Consider the following 22,196-nt stretch of genomic DNA (forward strand, 5'->3'; position numbering starts at 1 on the left):
GGCAGGGTGCCGCCGCGAACGGGACGGGTGCCGCCGTTAACCTGGACGGCGATGGCCGTCGTGACTGACCCCCCGCCCCCCGCCCCCACCGGACCACCGGAGCCCCCCGACGGCGGTCGCCGCCGCGTGGTCGCCATGGCGGCCTGGGCGGTCGCTTTCGTGGCCGGCTGGCTCGGCATCGGCCTGCCCACCGACCCGGCGTACGCGTTCCTGTGGATCTGGGCGGCCACCATCGCCTGGAACTCCCGCCGCCCGTGGCGCAGCCACCTGCGCTTCGCCCGCGACTGGGTGCCCGTGGTGCTGCTGCTCGCCGTCTACAACCTGTCCCGGGGGTTCGCCGACAACGGGGCCACCCCGCACGCGATGGAGCTGATCGTCGCCGACCGGTTCATGTTCGGCTGGGCCACCGGCGGCGAGGCGCCGACCGTCTGGTTGCAGGAGCACCTCTACCGCCCCGAGGTGCGCTGGTGGGACGTGGTGGCGAGCTGGGTGTACTTCTCGCACTTCGTGGTGGCGCTCGCCGCCGCCGCCGTGCTCTGGCTGCGCGACCGGCACCGCTGGGCGGCGTTCATGCGCCGCTGGGGGTTCCTGTGCGCGTCCGGGCTGGTCACCTACTTCCTCTACCCGGCGGCCCCGCCCTGGTGGGCGGCGCAGAACGGCCTGCTCACCGAGGTGGCCCGGATCTCCACCCGGGGCTGGAAGGCGTTCGGCATGCACGGCGCCGGGAACCTGCTCAACGCCGGGCAGATCGCCTCGAACCCGGTGGCCGCGATGCCGTCGCTGCACACCGCGTTCGCCCTGTTCGTGGTGGTGTTCTTCCTGCGTTCGGCCCGCCGCCGCTGGTGGCCGCTGCTGCTGGCGTACCCGCTGGCGATGACGTTCACCCTGGTCTACTCCGGCGAGCACTACGTCATCGACGTGCTGGTCGGGTGGGCGTACGTGGGACTGGCCTTCCTGGTGGTCGGCCTGGGGGAGCGCTGGTGGGCCGCGCGCCGGGCCCGCCGTACCCCCGGCTCGGAGCCGGCCGACGGCGGGCCGCACGGCGCGGAACCGGCCGACCCGGTCGTCGACCCGTCGGCGGTGCCGGCGACCCGCTGAGCCGTCCCACCCGGTCCACGCTCCGGCTCAGCCGGCCCGGCCGCACGGCGGCTCAGCCGGCGCGATGGGCGGCGTGCGCCCGGGCCGTCAGCTCCGCCGCCAGCCGCCACGCCTCGTCGAGGTCGCGGTCGAGCGCGGCGGCGCCCGCGCCGCCCGCCGTGTCCGCGTGCACGGTGGCCAGCCGCAGCCGCCGCTGCGCCGGGCCCTGGGTCACCCGCACGCTCTGGATCCGGGCGTACGGCACGACGGTGAGCTGCCGGGTGAGCAGCCCGGACCGGGCGGCGAAGACCCGCTCGTGGAGCCCGGCGCCGACCGCGCGCCGGCCCAGCGGGCGCAGCCACCGGGCCCGGGTCGGCGGGAGACTGGTCGCCAGCCCGCTCAGCCGCACCCCCGGCAGCACCTCCGCGACGATCCGCTCGCCGGTGCCCTGGTCGCCCACCGGCAGCAGCCGGTCCGGCCGGTTGCGGTCGTCGGCCTCGCCGCCGGAGTAGCCGGCGACCTCCAGGCGTAGCCGCAGCCAGCCCTTGGCCCGCCAGAGCAGCGGCCAGGTCACCCCGACCGTCTGCACCCGGTTCAGCGGCACGGTCTGTGCCCGGGTCTCCAGCAGGCCGTTGCGGACCCGCAGGGTGCCCTCGTCGCGGGCCAGCCGGAAGTTCCAGTCGTCGAGCACGCGGCGGATCGGTTGCAGCAGCACGCCGGCCATCGCGGTGATCGTGCTCGCCACCGCGATGAACGACCACGAGCCCGCGGAGAGGAACTGCGTCACGACGAATGCCACGCCGAGGGGGAGCAGGAACGCCTGCGGGGTGAGCAGCTGGCTGACCAGCAGGTCCCGGTTGGCCACGGCGTGCAGCGCGCGCCCGGGCGGGACGGGCGTGACCGTCGGCCCGGTCGAGGCGGACGGCTGCGGCCCGGCCACATCCGGGTGCGGCCCGGGGCCGGCGAGCGTGAGCAGGCGCTGCCGCAGGGCGGCCGCCTCGGCCATCCCCAGGTACGCCAGCGGCGCCTCGGTCTTGCCGCCGCCGACCACCTCCAGCCGCAGCTCGGCCAGGCCGGTGAGCTGGGCGAGCAGCGGGCGGACCACCTCGACGGCCTGGAGGCGCTCCAGCGGGATGGCCCGGGTGCGCCGCCACAGCAGCCCCTCGTACACCCGCAGCTCCCGGCCGACCACGTGGTAGCCGGTGTTGTACCAGCTCACCACCGCAAGCACCGTCGCGCCGAGGGCGAGCACGGCCGCCATCGCCGCGAACCAGCCGAAGCCGACCCGCGACAGCGTCGACCAGGACAGGCCCGCGACGACCACGACCAGCGACTTGGCCCCGTGCAGGGCCGGGCTCAGCGGGTGCAGCCGCCGCCGGGGCTCCGCGCCGCCGTCCGGGTGGTCCTGCGGTGCCGGCGGCGTGTGGTCGTCCTGGGGTGCGGGCGGAGCGTCGGTGGCCGGGCGGGGCAGCTCGGGGCCGGGGTGGGTCACAGGCCCTCCGCGCGGTCCTCGCCGAGGGCGGTGAGCCGGTCGCGCAGCCGCGCCGCCTCCGCCGGGCGCAGGCCCGGCACGCGGGCGTCGCTGGCCGCGGCGGCGGTGTGCAACTGCACCGTCGCCAGGTCGAACGCGCGCTCCAGGGGGCCCGCGCTGACGTCGACGAACTGCATCCGCGAGTACGGCACGATGGACAGCCGGCGCACCAGCAGCCCGTGCCGGACGAGCAGGTCGTCCTCCCGCTCGGCGTATCCCCAGGCGTACACCGCCCGGACGATCGTGACGGCCCGCCACGCCCCGGCCAGCACGACCGCGCCGAGGGCCACCCCGAACGGCCAGTGCCCGCTCACCGCCCAGCCGACCGCCAGCCCCAGCAGCACCACCCCGACCAGCACCGCCAGGCGCAGCAGCTCGACCCAGATCAGGTCGGTGGAGACCGACTGCCAGCGCACGGTCGCCGGCCACGGCTCCAGCGGCCCGGGCTGGTGCGCCGCCGGCGGTCCGGACGCCGGGTACGCCGCCGGTGCGGACGGGACCGGCGGTATTTCGGGCGGGTGCGGCGGCGGGCCGGCGGGCGGGTGCGGCCAGGGCGGGTGCGGCGGCGGGCCGCCGAAGGGCTCGTCGGTCACCGGGGACGTCCGCTGCGCGCGCTCACCCGTCGAGCGTAGGCGATCCGGCCAGTGACGCGACCTCCCGGAGGAAGCCCCGTGCGTCGAGGAAGTCACCGAGCGAGGCGCGGTGGTCGGCGCAGGCGAGCCAGGTCTTGCGTCGGTCGGCGGTGTGCAGGCGGGGATTGTTCCAGCGCAACGCCCACTCGGCCGGGGCGCGGCAACCCCGCGCCGAACAGATCGGCGCGTCGCCGGTGGAACGGGGGACGCTCATCCGGGCCAGTCTAGGGGCGCGGGGCGAAGCCTGAACGCGGGGCGAGGCCTGCGGGGCGAGGATTGAGCGCCGGGCGGCCACGGGGGGAGCCGCCCGGCGACGGGGTGAATGGTACACACGCCGGACCCCCTGCTGTAAACCCGTGACCGGCGATTCGGAACCCCGGGACGGCGTGGCGAAAATCGGCTTCTCCCCGCCTTGGCACTCAGCCGGGCATGCGAGTCTTGATACGCACCACGCACCACGCACCACACCCGCGACGATCGATCATGCTGTGGAGGACCGGTGGCCCAGCCGACCACGCCCGACGCCCCGACGCCGAACGGCAGCGCGCCGGAGCCGCCCCCGCCGCCCGCCGCGCCGCCGACGACCACACCCGCGCAGGACGCGACGCTGTTGGAGCGGGCGCTGTTCGAGATCAAGCGGGTGATCGTCGGGCAGGACCGGATGGTCGAGCGGATGTTCGTGGCGCTGCTCGCCCGGGGGCACTGCCTGCTGGAGGGCGTCCCCGGGGTGGCGAAGACCCTGGCCGTGGAGACCCTCGCCCGGGTCGTCGGTGGTTCCTTCGCCCGGGTGCAGTTCACCCCGGACCTGGTCCCCGCCGACATCATGGGCACCCGGATCTACCGGCAGTCCAGCGAGAAGTTCGACGTCGAGCTGGGGCCGGTCTTCGTCAACTTCCTGCTCGCCGACGAGATCAACCGGGCCCCGGCGAAGGTGCAGTCGGCCCTGCTGGAGGTGATGAGCGAGCGGCAGGTGTCCATCGGCGGCCAGACCCACCCGGTGCCCGACCCGTTCCTCGTGATGGCCACGCAGAACCCGATCGAGCAGGAGGGCGTCTACCCGCTGCCCGAGGCGCAGCGGGACCGCTTCCTCATGAAGATCGTCGTCGGCTATCCGACCGACGCCGAGGAGCGGGAGATCGTCTACCGGATGGGCGTGGCCCCGCCGGAGCCGGCGCGGGTCTTCGACACCGTCGACCTGATCGCCCTGCAACGCAAGGCCGACCAGGTCTTCGTGCACAACGCGCTGGTCGACTACGCGGTGCGGCTGGTGCTGGCCACGCGTACCCCCGCGGAGCACGGCATGCCCGACGTCGCGCAACTGATCCAGTACGGTGCCAGCCCCCGGGCCTCGCTCGGTCTGGTCCGGGCGACCCGGGCGCTGGCGCTGCTGCGCGGCCGCGACTACGCCCTGCCGCAGGACGTGCAGGACATCGCGCCGGACGTCCTGCGCCACCGGCTCGTGCTCAGCTACGACGCGCTCGCCGACGACGTGCCGGCCGACCACGTCGTGCACCGGGTGATGTCGACCATCCCGCTGCCGTCGGTGGCCCCGCGCCAGCAGGCCACTCCGGGCGGCGCGCCGCCGGCCGCCGCCGGGTGGCCCGGGCAGCGGCCGTGACCCCACCCACCCCCCACCCCTCCTCGGGTACGCGGCCCCCGCTCTCGCCCGCCGCCGCGCCCCGCAGCGAGGCGGTGCTGTCCCGGCTCCAGCTGCTGGTCACCCGCAAGCTCGACGGCCTGCTCCAGGGCGACTACGCCGGCCTGCTGCCCGGCCCCGGCAGCGAGGCGGGGGAGTCGCGCGAATACCGCCCCGGCGACGACGTACGCCGGATGGACTGGCCGGTGACCGCCCGCACGACGATGCCGCACGTGCGGCGTACGGTGGCCGACCGGGAGCTGGAGACGTGGCTCGCGGTGGACCTCTCGGCGAGCCTGGACTTCGGCACCGGCCGGTGGCTCAAGCGGGACGTCGTGGTGGCCGCCGCCGCCGCGCTGGCCCACCTGACCGTGCGCGGCGGCAACCGGATCGGCGCGGTGGTCGGCAGCGGCGCGGACCCGCAGGCCCCGGCCGGGCGCCGGCGTGGCGCGGCGCCGCCACCCGGTCCGGGGCGGCTGGTGCGGCTGCCCGCCCGGGGCGGACGTCGGGAGGCGCAGGGGCTGCTGCGGGCGATCGCCGGCACCGAGATCCGGCCCGGGCGCAGCGACCTGGGCGCGCTGGTCGAGGCGCTGAACCGGCCGCCCCGCCGCCGTGGCGTCGCGGTGGTGATCTCCGACTTCCTCGCGCCGCCGCCGCAGTGGGCGCGGCCCCTGCGCAAGCTGCGGGTCCGGCACGACGTGCTGGCCATCGAGGTGGTCGACCCGCGCGAGCTGGAGCTGCCCGACGTGGGGGTGCTGCCGGTGGTCGACCCGGAGACCGGTGAGCTGCACGAGGTGCAGACCGCCGACCCCCGGCTGCGCCGCCGGTATGCCGAGGCCGCCGCCGCCCAGCGGGCGGAGATCTCCGCGCAGTTGCGCGGGGCCGGCGCGGCCCACCTGCGACTTCGCACCGACACCGACTGGCTGCTCGACATGGTGCGCTTCGTCGCCGCGCAGCGGCACGCCCGCACCCGGGGGACGACACGATGATCCGTTTTCTGCAACCGTGGTGGCTGCTGGCCGTGCTGCCGGTGCTCGCCCTCGCCGCGCTGTACGTGTGGCGGCAGCTGCGCCGCCGGGTCTACGCGATGCGGTTCACCAACGTGGACCTGCTGCGCACCCTCGCGCCGAAGGGGCTGGGCTGGCGGCGGCACGTGCCGGCGGTGGCGTTCCTGCTCTGCCTGCTGGTGCTCTCCACGGCGCTGGCCCGGCCGGCGATCGACACCCGGGAGCCGCTGGAGCGGGCCACCGTGATGCTGGCGATCGACGTGTCGCTGTCCATGCAGGCCGACGACGTCGCGCCGAACCGGCTGGAGGCCGCCCAGGAGGCGGCCAAGCAGTTCGTCGGCGAGCTGCCGCAGAGCTACAACCTCGGCCTCGTCTCGTTCGCCAAGGCGGCGAACGTCCTGGTGCCGCCAACCAAGGACCGGGACGCGGTGACGAACGCGATCGACGGGCTGGTGCTGGCCGAGGCGACCGCCACCGGCGAGGCGGTCTTCACCTGCCTGGAGGCGATCCGGTCGGTGCCGGCCGACGGCGCGGCGGGCATCCCCCCGGCCCGGATCGTGCTGCTCTCCGACGGGTTCCGCACCTCGGGGCGGTCGGTGGAGGAGGCGGCGGCGGCCGCGCAGGCGGCCAACGTGCCGGTTTCCACCATCGCATTCGGCACCGACGACGGGCAGGTCGACATCGGTGGCCAGTTGCAGCGGGTGCCGGTGGACCGGATGGCGCTGGCCGAGTTGGCGGAGACGACCGAGGGTTACTTCTACGAGGCCGCCTCGGTCAGCGAACTGAAGCAGGTCTACCAGGACATGGGCAGCTCGATCGGGTTCCGCACCGAGCCGCGCGAGGTCACCCAGTGGTACGCGGGGATCGCCCTGCTGCTGGCCCTGTGCGCGGGTGCCACCAGCCTGCTCTGGTCGTCCCGGCTGCTCTGAGGCTGGCCGGGGCTGCTCCGAGGCTGGCCGGGGCGCTCTGCGGCTGGTCGGGGCGCGCACTGGCGGCCCTGGCGCGACCGACGTGCCAGGGCCGCCGGCCCGGTGCCGGTGGCCGGCGTCGAGCCGGCGTCCGGCGGTGGCGTCGGGCTGGTGGCGTTCAGTGGCCGGCGCTGGCCAGCACGAAGACGACGGCCACCCAGACGGCGGCGAGGGTGAAGCCCAGCGGGGCGACGTAACGGCTCATGGGAAGGCTCCGGTGGCGACTGGACGGTCCACGCTGGCGTGGTGACCGCGAGGGAAGACGGGGCGCGCACACGAAGTCGTGACCGGGTGCCCCCTCCCCGTCCTGGCCGGACGGCGCTGCCCGGTAGCCACCCCGGCCAGGGGCCGAGGGGCGGGCGGTGCGGAAGGAGCGGAGCTGGGTCAGCTCACCTGCTGAGTCGCGGCTCAGCGGGGCTGACGTTCGGCCCGGCCACGACTGGGAGGATCGCTATCTCGCACAGCGATCACCTCCTGCGGTCGGCCTGGCCGGAACGCGGATCATCGTACATGCGGCCACGACGCGGCCCGCACTCGGCCGGGCGCCCGCACCTGGCTGTTAGCAAGGGGCCCTTTTACCTCCGAAAGCGTTGACAGGGGGCCCTTCCTTGCGCCAGGTCCGCGTGGCGCGGGCCCGCGTTAGCGCTTACCTGCCGGTAGCGCCTAGGCTCCGGACCGACGTGGATCAGCTGAGCAAGAGGGGGACCCGTGGCCCGTACCGTGCTGGTGACCGGCGGCAACCGGGGGATCGGCCTGGCCATCGCGCAGGCGTTCGCCAAGCAGGGTGACCGGGTGGCGGTAACGCACCGTAGCGGCGACGCGCCCGAGGGGCTGTTCGGTGTCGTCTGCGACGTGACCGACTCCGCCTCCGTCGACGCGGCCTTCACCGCCGTCGAGGCCGAGCTGGGCCCGGTGGAGGTGCTGGTCGCCAACGCCGGCATCACCGACGACACGCTGATCATGCGGATGTCGGAGGAGCAGTTCACCCGGGTGCTGGACACCAACCTCACCGGTGCGTTCCGCTGCGCCAGCCGGGCGTCCAAGAAGATGCTGCGGGCCCGGTGGGGTCGGATGATCTTCATCTCCTCGGTCGTCGGCCTCTACGGCGGCCCCGGGCAGGTCAACTACGCGGCGAGCAAGGCCGGCCTGGTCGGCGTGGCCCGCTCGATCACCCGGGAGCTGGGCGGGCGCAACATCACCGCCAACGTCGTCGCGCCCGGCTTCATCGACACCGACATGACCGCCGCGCTGCCCGAGGAGCGGCGGGCGGAGTACGTGAAGGCCATCCCGGCCGGCCGGCTCGCCGCGCCCGAGGAGGTGGCCGCAGTGGTCACCTGGCTGGCCTCGGACGCCGCCGGCTACGTCACCGGTGCCGTGATCCCGGTCGACGGTGGCCTCGGCATGGGCCACTGACCGGCCCCGGCAGGGGTCATCGACGCTGCCACCGCGCCCACCGCACGAATCCCAACGGAGGAACTCCCATATGTCCGGACTGCTGGCCGGTAAGCGGCTGCTGGTCACCGGCGTCATCACCGACGCCTCGATCGCCTTCTCCGTGGCCAAGCTCGCCCAGGAGAACGGCGCGCAGGTCGTGCTCACCGGCTTCGGCCGGCTCTCCCTGGTCGAGCGGATCGCCCGGCGGCTGCCCCAGCCGGCCCCGGTGATCGAGCTGGACGTGACCGACGCCGAGCACCTCGCCGGCCTGGCCGACAAGGTCCGCAAGCACGTCGACGGCCTCGACGGGGTGGTGCACTCGATCGGGTTCGCGCCGCAGAGCTGCCTCGGCGGCGGCTTCCTCGACGCCCCGTGGGAGGACGTGGCGACCGCGCTGCACGTCTCGACGTACTCCTACAAGTCGCTGGCCATGGCGGCGCTGCCGCTGATGCAGCCGGGCGGCGCGGTGGTCGGGCTCACCTTCGACGCGACCAAGGCGTGGCCGGTCTACGACTGGATGGGCGTGGCCAAGGCCGGCCTGGAGTCGGCGTCGCGCTACCTGGCGCTGCACCTGGGCAAGCAGGGCATCCGCAGCAACCTGGTCGCCGCCGGGCCGCTGCGCACCATGGCCGCGAAGTCGATCCCCGGCTTCGCCCAGTTCGAGGACACCTGGTCGGGCCGGGCGCCGCTGGGCTGGGACCTCACCGACCAGGAGCCGGCGGCGCGCGCCTGCCTGGCGCTGATGTCGGACTGGTTCCCGGCTACCACCGGTGAGATCGTCCACGTCGACGGCGGCTACCACGCCCTCGGCGCCTGAGGCGCGAGGAAGGGCCCCCTGTTAACGCTTTCGGCATAGCAGGGGTCCCTTCCTCACCACCACCCCCCGGGGCCAGGACCGCCGCCGGAGGCGGGGAAGAATGGGCCCCATGGCGTACGACGCGTTGGTGCTGGTCTCCTTCGGCGGACCCGAGCGGCCCGAGGACGTGCTGCCCTTCCTCCAGAACGTGACGCGGGGGCGGGGCGTGCCGCCGGAGCGGCTGGCGGAGGTCGCCGAGCACTACCTGAACTTCGGCGGGGTGTCCCCGATCAACCAGCAGTGCCGGGACCTGCTCGCGGCGATCCGGGCGGACTTCGCCGCACACGGCGTCGACCTGCCGGTCTACTGGGGCAACCGCAACTGGGACCCGATGCTCGCCGACACCGCGGCGCGGATGCGCGACGACGGGGTCACCCGGGCCCTGGCGTTCGTGACCAGCGCGTACGGCGGCTACTCGTCCTGCCGGCAATACCAGGAGGACATCGCCGCCGCCCGGGCCGCGGTCGGCCCCGACGCCCCGGTGATCGAGAAGCTGCGCCAGTTCTGGGACCATCCCGGCTTCGTCGAGCCGCACGCCGACGCGGTGCGCGCGGCGCTGGGCCAGCTCGACCCGGCGAAGCGGACCACCACCCGGCTGGTGTTCACCGCCCACTCGATCCCCACCTCGGCGGCCGCCAACGCGGGCCCGCACGGCGGCCGGTACGAGGCGCAGCTGGCCGAGGTCGCCCGCCTGGTGCACGCGTCCGCCGCGCCCGACCTGCCGTACGACCTGGTGTGGCAGAGCCGTTCCGGCCCGCCGCACGTGCCGTGGCTGGAGCCGGACGTCAACGACCACCTCGCCGCCCTCGCCGGGGCCGGGACCACCGCGGTGGTGGTGAGCCCGATCGGGTTCGTCTCCGATCACCTGGAGGTGGTCTGGGACCTCGACACCGAGGCGCTGGAGACCGCCAAGCGGCTCGGCCTCGACTTCGCCCGGGCCGGCACCCCGGGCACCGACCCGCGCTTCGTCGCGATGGTGCGCGAGCTGGTCACCGAGCGCACCGAACCGGGCGGTGAGCGGCTGCGCCGCCGCCTCGGCGACCTGCCGCTGTGGGACACCTGCCCGACGGTGTGCTGCGTGCCGGCCCGCCGCCCCTGACCCCGGGTCCCCCCGGTCCTGCCCCGCCACCCGACACCCCCTGGGACGACGAATGTACGAACGCAAGCCGGTGCAGAGCTGGCTGACCGACATGGACGGCGTGCTGGTGCACGAGGGACAGCCGTTGCCCGGCGCGCCGGAGTTCATCAACAAGCTGCGCTCCTCCGGCAAGCCGTTCCTGATCCTGACCAACAATTCGATCTACACGCCGCGCGATCTCCAGGCGCGGCTGACGCGAATGGGCTTCGAGGTGCCCGAGCACGCGCTGTGGACGGCGGCGCTGGCCACCGCCCAGTTCCTCGCCGACCAGCGGCCGGGCGGGACCGCGTACGCGATCGGGGAGGCCGGGCTGACCACGGCCCTGCACGCGGTCGGGTACGTGCTCACCGACTTCGCCCCGGACTACGTGGTGCTGGGGGAGACCCGCACGTACAGCTTCGAGGCGATCACCAAGGCGGTCCGCCTGATCAACGACGGGGCCCGGTTCATCTGCACCAACCCCGACGTGACCGGCCCGTCTGTGGAGGGGGCGTTGCCGGCGGCCGGCTCGGTCGCGGCGATGATCTCCAAGGCGACCGGGGTCGAGCCGTACTTCGTCGGCAAGCCCAACCCGATGATGATGCGCTCGGCGCTCAACACGATCAACGCGCACTCCGAGACGACCGCGATGATCGGCGACCGGATGGACACCGACGTCCTGTGCGGCCTGGAAGCCGGGCTGGAGACGATCCTCGTGCTGACCGGGATCAGCACCCGGGCCGAGGCCGAGCGGTACCCGTACCGGCCGTCGCGGATCGTCGGCTCGGTGGCCGACCTGATGGACGAGATCTGACCCGCGCCCGGGGCGGGCCGGTCAGGGGCGCAGCGGGGCGTTGCAGGCGGCGACGAGGGCCTGGCGGCACGCGGTGGTGAGCGGGCGCAGCGCCGCGTCGCGCTGCTGGGCCTCGTGGTTGTTGACCGCCCCACCCGGCGCGCTGTGCCCGGCCAGCGCCAGCACCCGGTCGAGCACGGCGGCGCGGGCGAACAGCCGGCGCGCCCGCGGGTCGAAGCCCGGCGGCAGGTCGGTGGTGCCGTCGGCGCGGCGCAGCGCCTCCAGCGCGCCGGCCAGCTCCGGCCGCCACTGGGCGACGTCGAGCCGGGTCAGCGCGGCGGTGGTCTCGGCGAGCGCGGTGGCCAGCTCGGCCTCCGCCTCGGCGGCACCGGGCGTGCCGAGCGACGCGGCGGGGGCGTCGGCGGGCAGCGGGTAGCACCGCCACAGCACCGTCTCCCACGTCATCCCCGAGCCGGAGGTGTGCGTGCGGACCTCCGGGATCACCCCGATCCCCCCGGCGACGACCGCCTCGCCGGTGAGCAGCGCCGCGCCGGTGAAGTCGCCCGGCCCGGGCAGCCCCCGAGGGTCGCCCGGCACGGGCAGCACCAGCCGGATCTCGTCCGGGGAGAGCTTCGCCAGGGTGGGCAGCGCGTCGCGCAGCGGGACGTCGGTCCAGGTGCCGGGGGCGTCGGCGACGAGGTGCTCCTCGTCGCCGGCGATCTCCTCGGCGACCTCGTCGTACGGCACGAGCCCGGCGCGCCACGCGCGTATCCAGGCAACGAACCGGCTCGACCGGCGCGGCGCAACCTTGACCGCGCCCGTTGCGGGGGAGGACATGCAAGAGAGGGTACGTGGTGCGCACCGTCCGTGTCTCGACTGCCGCTTGCCCGGCTCTGGCTGCCCCCACCTACGCCCTACCGCCCGCGCCATCCGCTGCCGTCCCGTCTGTCCGATTTCCCTGTGCCTGCCCGCTCCCATGATCGGCGCGGCTGCCGGGCCGACGGGCGCGGCGGGGGTTAGCGTGGCGGGCATGGTGGGGCGCTACGGCGAGGACGTGTTGGCGGGCGACTGGCGGCGGCGTCGGGTCGTGCCCGAGGTGGACGCGGAGGCCGACCTCGTGGTCGAGGACGCCGACTCCGGGTTTTGCGGGGCGGTCGTCGGTTTCGAGTCCGGCGCGGTGGTGTTGGAGGACCGGCACGGCCGGCGGCGCAACTTCCCGCTGCTGCCGGCGGCGTTCCTGCTCGACGGGAAGGCGGTGACGCTGCGCCGTCCGGCCCGGTCGCCGGTGCCGGCCGCCCGGCGGCGTACCGCGTCGGGTTCGGTCGCCGTGGCCGGCGTGCGGGCGCAGGTCGCCAAGGCCAGCCGGATCTGGGTCGAGGGCGTGCACGACGCCGCCCTGGTGGAGCGGATCTGGGGCGACGACCTGCGGATCGAGGGCGTGGTGGTGGAGCCGCTGGACGGCATCGACGACCTCGGCGCGCGGGTCCGCGACTTCGACCCCGGGCCCACCCGGCGGCTCGGGGTGCTCGTCGACCACCTGGTGCCCGGCTCGAAGGAGAGCCGGATCGTGGCCCGGGTGACGTCCCCGCACGTGCTGGTCACCGGGCATCCGTACGTCGACGTGTGGCAGGCGGTGAAGCCGGCCGCGCTGGGCATCGCGGCGTGGCCGGTGGTGCCGCCGGGGCGGCCGTGGAAGGAGGGGGTCTGCGCCGCCCTCGGGGTCGCCGAGCCGGCCGACATGTGGCGGCTCGTCCTGTCCCGGGTGGACAGCTTCGCCGACGTGGAGACCCCGCTGATCAACGCGATGGAACGGCTGATCGACTTCGTCACCGAACCGGCCGGTGCCGGCGGGGGTCGTTGACCGTTCAGCTGATTGGGCCCTGATATTCCGCGTCGATGTCGCCGTCGTACAGCCGCCAGCAGAAGGCGTTCATCCGTGCTGCTGCGGGGGCGTGCCGGGCGAGGATTCCTGCCACGGCCGCCGGCACGCCCGGCGGGATGTCGCCGGTCGCGCATCGGCGCACGTACGCGTCGCGGGCGGTCGGGCGGCCGCTGGCCGGCACCGTCATCCCGCACGCCGTGGTGGCCAGCCAGTTGACCAGCCGCATCGCCGCGTAGTCGGCGTCGTGGTGGAGGTGGTGCGCGACGAAGTCACGTTCGGCGGCGGACAGGTCGAACCGGGGTGAGGTGGCCAGCCCGAAGTCGACGAGGTAGATCTGGTCACCGTCGGTCCGGATGTTGCCGAAGTGTCCGTCCATGTGCAGCAGCTCACGGCTGCGCAGGAACGCCACGACGTCGAACAGTTGCCGCTCAAGGGTTTCGGCCCTGTCGACCGGCTGGTTCAGCCAGTCGCGCAGCGGTGCGGGGATGTGTTCGCAGAACAGCACGAGGCTGGACGTCGCACGGGCAAGTTCCTCGAAGCGGGTGCGTACGGCCGGGGAGCCGTCGAACTGGGCGACGACGGCGTCGATGTCGCGGTGTTCCGCCGCGACAGGTGGGCGGCCGGGTAGCACCCGCCAGTGGTGCAGCAGCGGGAACGACTCCGTCTCGCCGGCGAGGACGCCCGCTGTGACGATCATGTTCGCGGCCAGTTCCCGCCAGGCGCCGAAGCCCGGGCCGGCGAGGCGGTACATGCCGTACTGGCAGTAGGTCGGTAGTTCGAACAGATTCGCTGTGCTGTGCGGACGGGCCAGCTCCCGATCGGTTATCGGGATCCGCTTGGCGAAGACCGGCACGCTGTGGACGTCGAGCACCGAGGAGTCGCCGCCCACGCCCGCGACGCCGGTGGGAGCGGCCTGCAGCAACCTCGCCAACTCGGCGTCGCTGCTGCTGGCGAGCGAGGCCGCAACGATGTCATGGCGGAGACATCGGGCGGTGAGCATCGCCGCCATCATGCCATCCGGTCAGGGCTCTTCGTCGGGGGTGCGGGTGAGCAGGAACGTGGCCACGTCGAGGGCGACCGGTCGGCCGGCGTCGTCGCGGACCACGGTGAGGATCTCGCCGTCCTGCCCGCCCGATCGGCCCCGCCAGCGGTCGCGCCCCTCCGGGGTGAACCGCAGCGCCGGGGCGCCGGCCGGGGGGCCGGCCAACAGGTCGCCGGTGGCCGGGTCGACGCGGAACTCGAACTCCCCGCCCATCCACCACCAGCGGCCGGTCAGTTCGGCCACGTCGGCCGGGGGCGGGGCGTCGGCCGGGAGCCACGGCGCGACGGGCTCCGGCAGCGCGTCCAGCACGGTGGTGAGCACCTCCCGGGCGAGCGCGCCGAGGTGGCCGCCGCGCAGCCCGTACGCGTTGGCGAAGCCGACCACCGCGGTGCGGGCGGGCCGGTGCACGGCCAGCGCGGCGACGTACCCGGGCATCGAGCCGCCGTGCCCGACGTGCACCCGGTCGCCGACCCGGTACAGCTCCAGCCCGAGGCCGTGCCCACCGGTCCACCCCTGCGGGTCGCTCATCGTCACGGTCGCGCACATGTCGGTGAGCGTCTGCGGGTCGAGCAGCGCCGGGTCGGGGTCGGCCAGGAACGCCGCCCAGCGGCCGAGGTCGGTGACGGTGGACCAGAGCTGCCCGGCCGGTGCCATCGCCCCGGTGTCGGTACGCGGCTCCTCCCGCAGCGTGTCGTGCCACGGGTGCACCACGTACCCCCGGGCGAACGGCTCGACGGCATCGTAGGTGGTGCGGGTCATGCCCAGCGGCTCCAGCAGCCGCCGCCGCAGCAGGTCGAGCCAGGGCGTGCCGGTGACCGCCTCCAGCGCGCCGCCGAGCAGCCCGTACGCCAGGTTGGAGTAGTGGTAGACCCGGTGCGGCGGGTACGCGATCTTGTGCGCGTCCACCCCGGCCAGCACGGATGCCAGGTCGCCGACGTCGACCCGTTCCCACCACGGCCCGTCGGGCTCGCGTTGCAGGCCGCTGGCGTGGCCGAGGAGTTGGCGCAGGGTGAGCTGGCCGACGCCGGTGCCCGGCAGGTGCCGCTCCAGGGGGTCGTCGAGGGCGAGCGCGCCGGCGTCGCGCTGCTGCATGAGGAGCACGGCGGTCATGGTCTTGGTGATCGAGCCGAGCCGGTACTGCCGGTCGGCGTCGGGGCGGGGCCGCTCGCCGGCGGCGGCGAGGTGGGCCAGTTCGCCGTCGCGCACCACGCCGAGCACCAGCGAGGGGGCGCGCCCCTCGGCTTGGGCGCGGGCGACCCGGGCATCGATCCGGCGGGCGGTCTCGGGTGGCAGCGACACGGGCTCCTCCAGCTCTCGGGGCGGTCCCGCGGGGCTTCCGGGGGCGGTCCCGCCGAGCCTACTGATCTTGCCGCCGGGCCGCGCGTGCTTTGACGTGTCACCCTTGGGGGGTGGACGCAGTGTTCTGGGTCGTACTGGGCGTGGTGTTGGCGGTCGCCGAGATCTTCACGACGACGCTGTTCCTGATCATGTTCGCGGTCGGCGCGTTCGCCGCTGCGGGCGCGGCGGCCCTGGGTGCTCCGACCGCCGTGCAGGCGGTGGTCTTCGCGGTGGTATCCGCGCTCACGGTGGCCGTGGCGCGCCCGGCGATCCGCCGGCACGCCCGCTCGTCTTCCGACGGCGGCGAGCCGATCGGTCTCGCGGCGATCGAGGGTTCCACCGCGCTGGTGCTGGAACGGGTCGACGCCGAGCAGGGCCTCGTCAAGATCGACGGCGAGCTGTGGAGCGCCCGGTCGTACGACGTGACGCAGAGCTTCGTCCCTGGTCGACGGGTGCGGGTGATCAAGGTCCAGGGCGCGACGGCCCTGGTGTGGGATGACGACGTTTCCACCCCGGGCGAGCTGCCCGAAGCGAGAGGGTGAAGGGTATGGAGTTTGTGACGGTGCTGTTGGTCGCCGTGGCGTTGATCGCCGTGGTGACCCTGATCAAGGCGGTGCGGATCGTGCCGCAGCAGCGCCAGGACGTGGTCGAGCGGCTCGGCAGGTACAAGCGCACCCTCAACCCGGGCCTGAACCTGCTGGTCCCCTTCGTTGACGCCGTGCGCACCAAGGTCGACATGCGGGAGCAGGTGGTCAGCTTCCCGCCCCAGCCGGTGATCACCTCCGACAACCTGGTGGTGTCGATCGACACGGTGCTCTACTTCAAGGTCGTCGACTCGGTCCGGGCCACGTACGAGATCTCGAACTTCCTCCAGGCCATCGAGCAGCTCACCGTCACGACGCTGCGTAACGTGATCGGCTCGCTGGACCTGGAGCGGGCCCTGACCAGCCGGGAGGAGATCAACCGGCACCTGTCGGGCGTGCTGGACGAGACGACCGGCCGGTGGGGCATCAAGGTGACCCGGGTGGAGATCAAGGCGATCGAGCCGCCGCCGAGCATCCGCGACTCGATGGAGAAGCAGATGCGCGCCGAGCGGGACCGCCGGGCGGCGATCCTGAACGCCGAGGGGCACAAGCAGTCGCAGATCCTCACGGCCGAGGGCGAGAAGCAGGCGGCGGTGCTGCGCGCCGACGGTGACCGGCAGGCCCGCATCCTCCAGGCGGAGGGCCAGGCGAAGGCGATCCGCACGGTGTTCGACGCGATCCACCAGGCCAACCCGAGCCAGAAGGTGCTCGCCTACCAATACCTCCAGGCGCTTCCGCAGATCGCCAACGGCACGGCGAACAAGGTCTGGATCGTCCCGGCGGAGCTGACCAAGGCCCTGGAGGGAATGGGCGGCGCGCTGGGCGGGCTGAGCCAGATGGTCGGCGACGCGCCGTCGCCGGAGGCCGCCGACGGGGCGAGCGCCGTCGAGCGCGAGGCCGCCGAGGCCGCGCGGGCGGCGGCTGCCGCCGCCCAGCAGATCCACGACGAGGTACGTGTCGCCGAGGCGCAGGCCACCGGCGGGAAGGCCCCGCAGGGGCTGCCGGCACCGGAGCCGGTCTCCCCGGCGAGCCTGCTGAACGACCCGGCCGACCAGCGCGAACGGGGCTGACCCGGGCGGGAGCGTCGCTCGCCCGCCAGTCGGGCGGGAATGTGAATAGTCCTCATGCAGCGCTCCGGCGCCTGACACGATCGGTCCGACAGGACGGGTCGTGACCAGGGCCGGGGCGCTGCGGCGCGTCCCGCCCCGTCGACGAGCGCAGCGAGGTGTCGCATGAAGGATCCGCTGGACAAGTTCTTCTCCCGGCCGCCGGTGCCCGGCGCGCACGACCCGGCCGGTCCGCTCGGCACCCGCCGCACCGGAGGCGGGTTCGGGGTGCTGCCGTTCGTCACCGAGCCGGGCCCGGCCGCCCCCGCCACCAACGCCACCTGGGCCTGGTCGCTGCGCCGCTTCGGCCGCGCGTCGGTCTGGCTCCTGCCGGCGTACGCGCTGCTCTACGGCAGCGTCGCGATGGCCAGCGACGGCGGCGTCGGCAACGACCCGTACCCGGCCGACGGCGGGCAGCTCTACCTCGTCGGCTGGGTGGCCGCCGTCTGGCTCGGCCTGCTGGCCCTGCTGGCCCTGACCGGGCTGCTCGCCGCCACCCGCAGCCGCCGGGTGGCCGCCGCCGGCCTGCTGGCCAGCATCGCCGGCACAGTGCTCATGCTGCCCTTCGCCGGGCTGGCCGAGCAGGCGCCGGTCTTCGGCACCACCGCCCGCACGCTCGTCCTGGTCGGTGCCACCTGCTACACGGCCGGTTGGTTCCTCACCGGATGGGCGGTGGCCCGCTCGGGCATGTTCAGCCTCGGCGACGGCACGATGCTGATGATCGCCGCTCCGCTGCTCGGCATCGGCGGTGCGCTGGTCGGTTCGGTGCAGACCTTCGGGGCGATCTTCGTGTTGGTCGCGGGGATCGGCATCGGCTACCGGTCCGGCCGCCTCGTGCCCGCCGCCATCGCCCGCGACGCGGCCAGCGCCAGCGTCGCGACGGCGACCGGGCCGGCCGGCGGCGCTGCCCCGGGCACCGGGTCGGCCGGCGGCCCGTTCGCCGCCGGCTGACCGTGTCGCCGTTCGCCGCCGGCACCGTGTCGCCGTCTACCGGCCGACCCCGCCGCGCCGCCTATGCGTTGCGACCGCCCTGGGCAGCGTCAGGGGCAGCCGGCAGGCCGCCGAGACCACGGCGATCGGACGTACCCGTCTCGGCACCTACGGAGCTGCCCCGTTCGTGCTACCGGCGGCAGCGCGGGGGCCGGCCTCGTGCGGGTCGGCGTCGTTCGGTGTGGCGTGGTGTGGTGTGGCGCCCTGTCCGCCGTCGGGCGCACATCCGGGGCAGCTCCCTAGGCGCTGCGAGGAGCCTCCGGCGCCGGCCCGGGACACCGGACCCCGACGATGGACCGGGCTCCTAGCGCCAGCTCCACCGCTGGTTGTCGGCGGAGCCGCACGTCCAGAGCAGGATCTTCGTGCCGTTCGCGGTGGCGGCTCCCGACGCGTCGACGCACAGGCCGGACTGCACACCCCGGATCGTCCCGTCGGTGTTGACGGTCCACTGTTGGTTGGTCTGGCCGTTGCAGTCCCAGATGACCACCCTCGTGCCGTTGGTGGTGCCCGCGTTGTACGCGTCCAGGCACTTGTTGCCGTAGATCTGGAGCTGTCGGCCGGAGGTGTACGTCCAGGTCTGGTTGCTCGCGCCGGTGCAGTCCCACAGTTGGGCCTGGGTGCCGTTGGTGGTGGCGAAGTTGTCGATGTCCAGGCAGCGGCCGGACTGCCTGCCGACCAGCGTCCCGGTCCGGGTGCCGCCGCCGGGGTCCTCGGTGCCGCTGACGACGAGCAGGACGGCCTCGCGGGCCGGGACGCTCGCCGTGTAGCTGTTCGTCCGGGTGCCCAGGTCGGTGGCGGTCCACACGTTGCGTACGGTCGCGGTGCCGCCCAGCCCGAGGTCGGCGAAGCGGGCCGTGACGTTGGCGGCCGAGCCGGTGCGGTTGAGCAGCACGACGGCCCGCTGGCCGCTGGTGGAGAGCACCTTGCTGTACACCTGGAGCCCGGTGGCGTCCTCGGCTACTTTGACGCCCTGCCTGCTCAACGGGTCCTGGTCGATGGCGATGACCTCCCGGTTGCCCAGGATGGCCCGGGTCTCGGCGGACATGGTGGCCAGGTTGTTGCCGGCGAGCAGCGGGGCACCGGAGATCGCCCACAGGCTGAGGTGGGTGCGGTTCTGGGCCGCGCTGAAGCCCGGCATGCCGGCGATCAGCATGTCCGGGTCGTTGTAGTGGCCGACGCTCTGGGCGGCGGGGTGCTGCGCGGAGTCGAAGTTGGCCAGCACGCGGTCCATGGACGGCTGCTGCCCGTAGTAGATGATGTCCCCGCTGGTGCGCCACATGGTGGACATTCCGGGCGCCCAGTCCCACGGATTCTGTACGCCCCAGTTGCAGACCGACAGCACCATCGGCCGGCCGGTCTGCGCGGTGGCCCGGGCGATCGCGTCGCTGATCGCCTGGTAGGTGGTCCGGGGATTGAGCCCCTCGGCGGAGCCGCCGCACCAGTCGACCTTGACGAAGTCGAAGCCCCACTGGGAGAACGCGAGGAAGTCCTGGTCGTAGTGTCCCTCGCTGCCGGAGCCGGGGGCGGGCGGTCGGCCGGTCGGGTAGTAGTACCCACAGCCGTCGCGGCCGGCGTCGGTGTAGATGCCTGCCTTCAGGCCCTTGCTGTGGATGTAGTCGGCGACGGCCTTCATCCCGCCGGGCCATTCGGTGGTGTCGACGGTGATGTTGCCGGCGGCGCCCCGGGTGCCCTGCCACCAGCCCTCGTCGATGTTGACGTACTCGTAGCCGGCGTCCTTGAGCCCGCTGGAGACGAGGCTGTCGACCTGAGCCTTGATCACGTTGTAGTCGATCTTCGCGGCGAAGGTGTTCCACCTGCGGGACTCCACCACCAGTGTTAGCGCTAATATAGGTGAACGTCAATCTGATTGAGCGCGCTCGGATCCGGACAGGGGTGTTGAGGTGGGGTGATCCGCCCCGGAACCCCGGCCGCTGCCGGTGAATTAGGCGACAACCCGCCGCCGAGGGTGGCCGGATCGTGGCTTTCGTGGCAATCCTTGGCGGCATGCCGCCACCCCGGTCGCCGCTGTCGCGGCTGTTCACCGTGCTGCTCGCCGGACTGCTCGCCGGCCTCGCCCTCGCCGCCGCCGCGCTCCCGGCCAACCTGCTGCTCGGCTATGCCGCGAAGTCGGCTGTCGGGTCCTACGCGGCGCTGCCCGAGGCCCTGCGCACCCCGACCACCCCGCAGCGGTCGTACCTGTACGCCAACGACGGCAAGACGCTGATCACCACGTTCTACGACGTCAACCGCACCGACGTGCCGCTGGCCGAGATCGCCCCGGTGATGCGCGAGGCCATCGTGGCCGCCGAGGACCGGCGCTTCTATTCCCACGGCGGCACCGACGTGCGCGGCATCGCCCGCGCACTGGTCGCCAACGTCACCGGCGGCGGCACCGAGCAGGGCGGCTCCACGCTGACCATGCAGTACGTGCGCAACGTGCTCAAGACCGACCCGAACCGCACCGCCGAGGAGCGGGCCGCGGCCACCGAGCAGACCGTCGGGCGCAAGCTCCAGGAGATCCGGTACGCCACGGCGCTGGAGCAGCGGCTCAGCAAGGACGAGATCCTCAACCGCTATCTCAACATCGCGTACTTCGGCTCCGGCGCGTACGGCATCGCGGCGGCCAGCCAGCGCTACTTCGCCAAGTCCCCGGCCGAGCTGACCCTGCCCGAGGCGGCCCTGCTCGCCGGCCTGGTGCAGTCGCCCGACGCGTACAGCCCGATCGACGGGGACGCCGACGCGGCCCTGACCCGGCGGGCGTACGTGCTCGACGCGATGGCGGCCACCGGCGCGATCACCGCCGAGCAGGCCACCGCCGCGAAGGCCGAGGAGTTGACCCTGCACCCCACCCAGCAGCCCAACGGCTGCACCGCCGTCGCCGAGGGCCACGACGACTGGGGCTTCTTCTGCGACTACCTGCGCCAGTGGTGGCTCACCCAGCCCGCGTTCGGCGAGACCGTCGCCGAGCGGGAGCAGGCGCTGCGCCGGGGCGGCTACACCGTCGTCACCTCGCTGGACCCGAAGCTCCAGCAGACCGCGCAGCAGCAGGCCACGGCCGTCTACGGGTACGACGACAAGCGGGCCCTGCCCATCGCGGCAGTGCAGCCCGGCACCGGCCGGGTGCTCGCCATGGCGGTCAACCGGCACTACAGCCTCGACGCCAACCCCGACGGGCAGACCAACCACCCCAACACCGTCAACCCGCTGATCTCCGGCGGCGGCGGCGTCGACGGATACCAGGCGGGGTCGACGTTCAAGCTGTTCACCATGCTCGCCGCGCTGGAGAACGGCAAGCAGCTCGCCACCGGCTTCGACGCGCCCAGCCGGCTGCCCACCCGGTACGCCGCCGAGGGGGAGGGCAGCTGCGGCGGGAAGTGGTGCCCCGCCAACGCCAACCCGCAGTGGATGGACGGCTACCGCACCATGTGGGACGGCTTCGGCCGCTCCGTGAACACGTACTTCGTGTGGCTGTCGGAGCAGGTCGGCCCGGCGAAGGTGGTGGAGATGGCCCAGCGCCTCGGCATCACCTTCCGCGCCGAGGCCGACGCCGCCTTCGCCCGGGACAACGCCGCCAACTGGGGGTCGTTCACCCTCGGGGTGGCCGCCACCACCCCCCTCGACCTCGCCAACGCCTACGCCACCGTGGCCGCCGAGGGGACGTACTGCACGCCGCTGCCCGTGGTGTCGGTGACCGCCGCCGACGGCGACAAGGTCGACGTCGGCGAACCGTCCTGCCGCCAGGTGCTCGACGCCGACGTGGCCCGGGCGGCCACCGACGCGGCCCGCTGCCCGGTCGGCCAGCAGACCACCTACCAGCAGTGCGACGGCGGAACCGCCACCGCCGTGGACCGGATCGTCGGGCGCCCCGTCGCCGGCAAGACCGGCAGCTCGGAGGGGGCCGCCACGGAGACGTTCGTCGGCTTCACCCCGCAGGTCGCCGTCGCCGGCATCGCCGCCAACCCCGACGACCCGGGCGACGCGGTCGGCTCGGCCGTGCAGGCGAAGGTGATCGAGGCCGTGGCCCGCACGATCCGCGCCGCCGTGGACGGGCAGCCGGTGCGCGACTTCACCGCGCCCAGCCGCGAGCTGGCCGGCGAGGTGCACCGCCCGACCCCGGAGCCGACGCCCACCCCGAGCCAGCAGGAGACCCTTTCGCCGGACGTGCTGCGCTGGCTCACCCGAGGCCGTGGCTGAGGCGCCCGC

The 22,196-nt window shown here is 74.0% G+C and carries 20 protein-coding genes; 13 read left to right on the plus strand and 7 right to left on the minus strand.

The window, feature by feature from the left end; translation table 11 throughout:
- The first annotated feature begins 51 nt into the window (after positions 1 to 51).
- Positions 52 to 1,098 (plus strand): phosphatase PAP2 family protein, encoded by a 1,047-nt coding sequence (locus tag ACFT41_RS00400; protein ID WP_377581966.1) that lies wholly within the window; start codon positions 52 to 54, stop codon positions 1,096 to 1,098.
- Positions 1,099 to 1,150: 52 nt separating this feature from the next.
- Here the strand turns inward: ACFT41_RS00400 and ACFT41_RS00405 are convergent, their stop codons facing one another.
- The 3 genes from ACFT41_RS00405 to ACFT41_RS00415 all read right to left on the minus strand — a co-directional run bounded on the left by ACFT41_RS00405 (position 1,151) and on the right by ACFT41_RS00415 (position 3,454).
- Entirely contained in the window at positions 1,151 to 2,569 is a 1,419-nt protein-coding gene (locus ACFT41_RS00405; protein ID WP_377581969.1) for a PH domain-containing protein, read from the minus strand.
- The gene (locus tag ACFT41_RS00410; protein WP_377582059.1) at positions 2,566 to 3,117 is read right to left on the minus strand and encodes a PH domain-containing protein; all 552 of its coding nucleotides are present in this window, start codon (positions 3,115 to 3,117) and stop codon (positions 2,566 to 2,568) included. The genes ACFT41_RS00405 and ACFT41_RS00410 overlap by 4 nt, the downstream gene beginning before the upstream one ends.
- 106 nt (positions 3,118 to 3,223) lie before the next feature.
- Positions 3,224 to 3,454, minus strand: a complete 231-nt coding sequence (locus tag ACFT41_RS00415; protein ID WP_377581971.1) for a hypothetical protein — start codon at positions 3,452 to 3,454, stop codon at positions 3,224 to 3,226.
- A 285-nt stretch (positions 3,455 to 3,739) separates the two neighbouring features.
- On the opposite strand from ACFT41_RS00415, the gene ACFT41_RS00420 reads away from it, so the two are divergent.
- The 7 genes from ACFT41_RS00420 to ACFT41_RS00450 all read left to right on the plus strand — a co-directional run bounded on the left by ACFT41_RS00420 (position 3,740) and on the right by ACFT41_RS00450 (position 11,072).
- On the plus strand, positions 3,740 to 4,858 hold the full coding sequence (locus tag ACFT41_RS00420; protein ID WP_377581974.1) for an AAA family ATPase: 1,119 nt from the start codon (positions 3,740 to 3,742) through the stop codon (positions 4,856 to 4,858).
- Entirely contained in the window at positions 4,837 to 5,865 is a 1,029-nt protein-coding gene (locus ACFT41_RS00425; RefSeq protein ID WP_377581977.1) for a DUF58 domain-containing protein, read from the plus strand. The genes ACFT41_RS00420 and ACFT41_RS00425 overlap by 22 nt, the downstream gene beginning before the upstream one ends.
- Positions 5,862 to 6,812, plus strand: a complete 951-nt coding sequence (locus ACFT41_RS00430; protein ID WP_377581979.1) for a VWA domain-containing protein — start codon at positions 5,862 to 5,864, stop codon at positions 6,810 to 6,812. Before ACFT41_RS00425 ends, ACFT41_RS00430 begins: the two co-directional genes overlap by 4 nt.
- 747 nt (positions 6,813 to 7,559) lie before the next feature.
- Positions 7,560 to 8,264 carry a 3-oxoacyl-ACP reductase FabG gene (fabG, locus tag ACFT41_RS00435; protein ID WP_377581982.1) on the plus strand — a complete coding sequence of 235 codons (705 nt, stop codon included), beginning with the start codon at positions 7,560 to 7,562 and terminating at the stop codon, positions 8,262 to 8,264.
- A gap of 70 nt (positions 8,265 to 8,334) precedes the next feature.
- Positions 8,335 to 9,102 carry an enoyl-ACP reductase FabI gene (gene fabI, locus ACFT41_RS00440; RefSeq protein ID WP_377581985.1) on the plus strand — a complete coding sequence of 256 codons (768 nt, stop codon included), beginning with the start codon at positions 8,335 to 8,337 and terminating at the stop codon, positions 9,100 to 9,102.
- Positions 9,103 to 9,211: 109 nt separating this feature from the next.
- Positions 9,212 to 10,240 carry a ferrochelatase gene (locus ACFT41_RS00445; protein ID WP_377581988.1) on the plus strand — a complete coding sequence of 343 codons (1,029 nt, stop codon included), beginning with the start codon at positions 9,212 to 9,214 and terminating at the stop codon, positions 10,238 to 10,240.
- Between the two features lie 52 nt (positions 10,241 to 10,292).
- Positions 10,293 to 11,072, plus strand: coding sequence for an HAD-IIA family hydrolase (locus ACFT41_RS00450; RefSeq protein WP_377581991.1), 780 nt, complete (start codon positions 10,293 to 10,295; stop codon positions 11,070 to 11,072).
- 21 nt (positions 11,073 to 11,093) lie between these two features.
- On the opposite strand, the gene ACFT41_RS00455 is transcribed toward ACFT41_RS00450, so the two are convergent.
- Positions 11,094 to 11,888, minus strand: coding sequence for a hypothetical protein (locus ACFT41_RS00455; RefSeq protein WP_377581992.1), 795 nt, complete (start codon positions 11,886 to 11,888; stop codon positions 11,094 to 11,096).
- 193 nt (positions 11,889 to 12,081) lie between these two features.
- On the opposite strand from ACFT41_RS00455, the gene ACFT41_RS00460 reads away from it, so the two are divergent.
- Positions 12,082 to 12,912 carry a DUF3097 domain-containing protein gene (locus ACFT41_RS00460; protein ID WP_377581995.1) on the plus strand — a complete coding sequence of 277 codons (831 nt, stop codon included), beginning with the start codon at positions 12,082 to 12,084 and terminating at the stop codon, positions 12,910 to 12,912.
- 4 nt (positions 12,913 to 12,916) lie between these two features.
- On the opposite strand, the gene ACFT41_RS00465 is transcribed toward ACFT41_RS00460, so the two are convergent.
- Together ACFT41_RS00465 and ACFT41_RS00470 are read right to left on the minus strand one after the other, a co-directional pair.
- The gene (locus ACFT41_RS00465) at positions 12,917 to 13,933 is read right to left on the minus strand and encodes a serine/threonine protein phosphatase (RefSeq protein WP_377581999.1); all 1,017 of its coding nucleotides are present in this window, start codon (positions 13,931 to 13,933) and stop codon (positions 12,917 to 12,919) included.
- Between the two features lie 21 nt (positions 13,934 to 13,954).
- Positions 13,955 to 15,274: a serine hydrolase domain-containing protein gene (locus tag ACFT41_RS00470; protein WP_377582002.1), complete on the minus strand. Its 1,320-nt coding sequence runs from the start codon at positions 15,272 to 15,274 to the stop codon at positions 13,955 to 13,957.
- 110 nt (positions 15,275 to 15,384) lie between these two features.
- Here ACFT41_RS00470 and ACFT41_RS00475 point away from each other — a divergent pair, with 110 nt between their 5' ends.
- The 3 genes from ACFT41_RS00475 (at position 15,385) to ACFT41_RS00485 (ending at position 17,954) form a co-directional block, all read left to right on the plus strand.
- Positions 15,385 to 15,855 (plus strand): NfeD family protein, encoded by a 471-nt coding sequence (locus ACFT41_RS00475; protein WP_377582005.1) that lies wholly within the window; start codon positions 15,385 to 15,387, stop codon positions 15,853 to 15,855.
- Between the two features lie 5 nt (positions 15,856 to 15,860).
- Positions 15,861 to 16,967: an SPFH domain-containing protein gene (locus ACFT41_RS00480; protein WP_377582008.1), complete on the plus strand. Its 1,107-nt coding sequence runs from the start codon at positions 15,861 to 15,863 to the stop codon at positions 16,965 to 16,967.
- A gap of 162 nt (positions 16,968 to 17,129) precedes the next feature.
- Positions 17,130 to 17,954, plus strand: coding sequence for a hypothetical protein (locus ACFT41_RS00485; protein WP_377582010.1), 825 nt, complete (start codon positions 17,130 to 17,132; stop codon positions 17,952 to 17,954).
- A 343-nt stretch (positions 17,955 to 18,297) separates the two neighbouring features.
- Here the strand turns inward: ACFT41_RS00485 and ACFT41_RS00490 are convergent, their stop codons facing one another.
- Positions 18,298 to 19,821, minus strand: coding sequence for a glycoside hydrolase family 27 protein (locus tag ACFT41_RS00490; protein ID WP_377613702.1), 1,524 nt, complete (start codon positions 19,819 to 19,821; stop codon positions 18,298 to 18,300).
- 176 nt (positions 19,822 to 19,997) lie between these two features.
- Between ACFT41_RS00490 and ACFT41_RS00495 the strand changes: the two genes are divergently transcribed.
- The gene (locus ACFT41_RS00495; protein ID WP_377582061.1) at positions 19,998 to 22,187 is read left to right on the plus strand and encodes a transglycosylase domain-containing protein; all 2,190 of its coding nucleotides are present in this window, start codon (positions 19,998 to 20,000) and stop codon (positions 22,185 to 22,187) included.
- Positions 22,188 to 22,196: the final 9 nt, after the last annotated feature.

The organism is Micromonospora sp. NPDC057141, from assembly GCF_042670805.1.
GTDB lineage: Bacteria > Actinomycetota > Actinomycetes > Mycobacteriales > Micromonosporaceae > Micromonospora.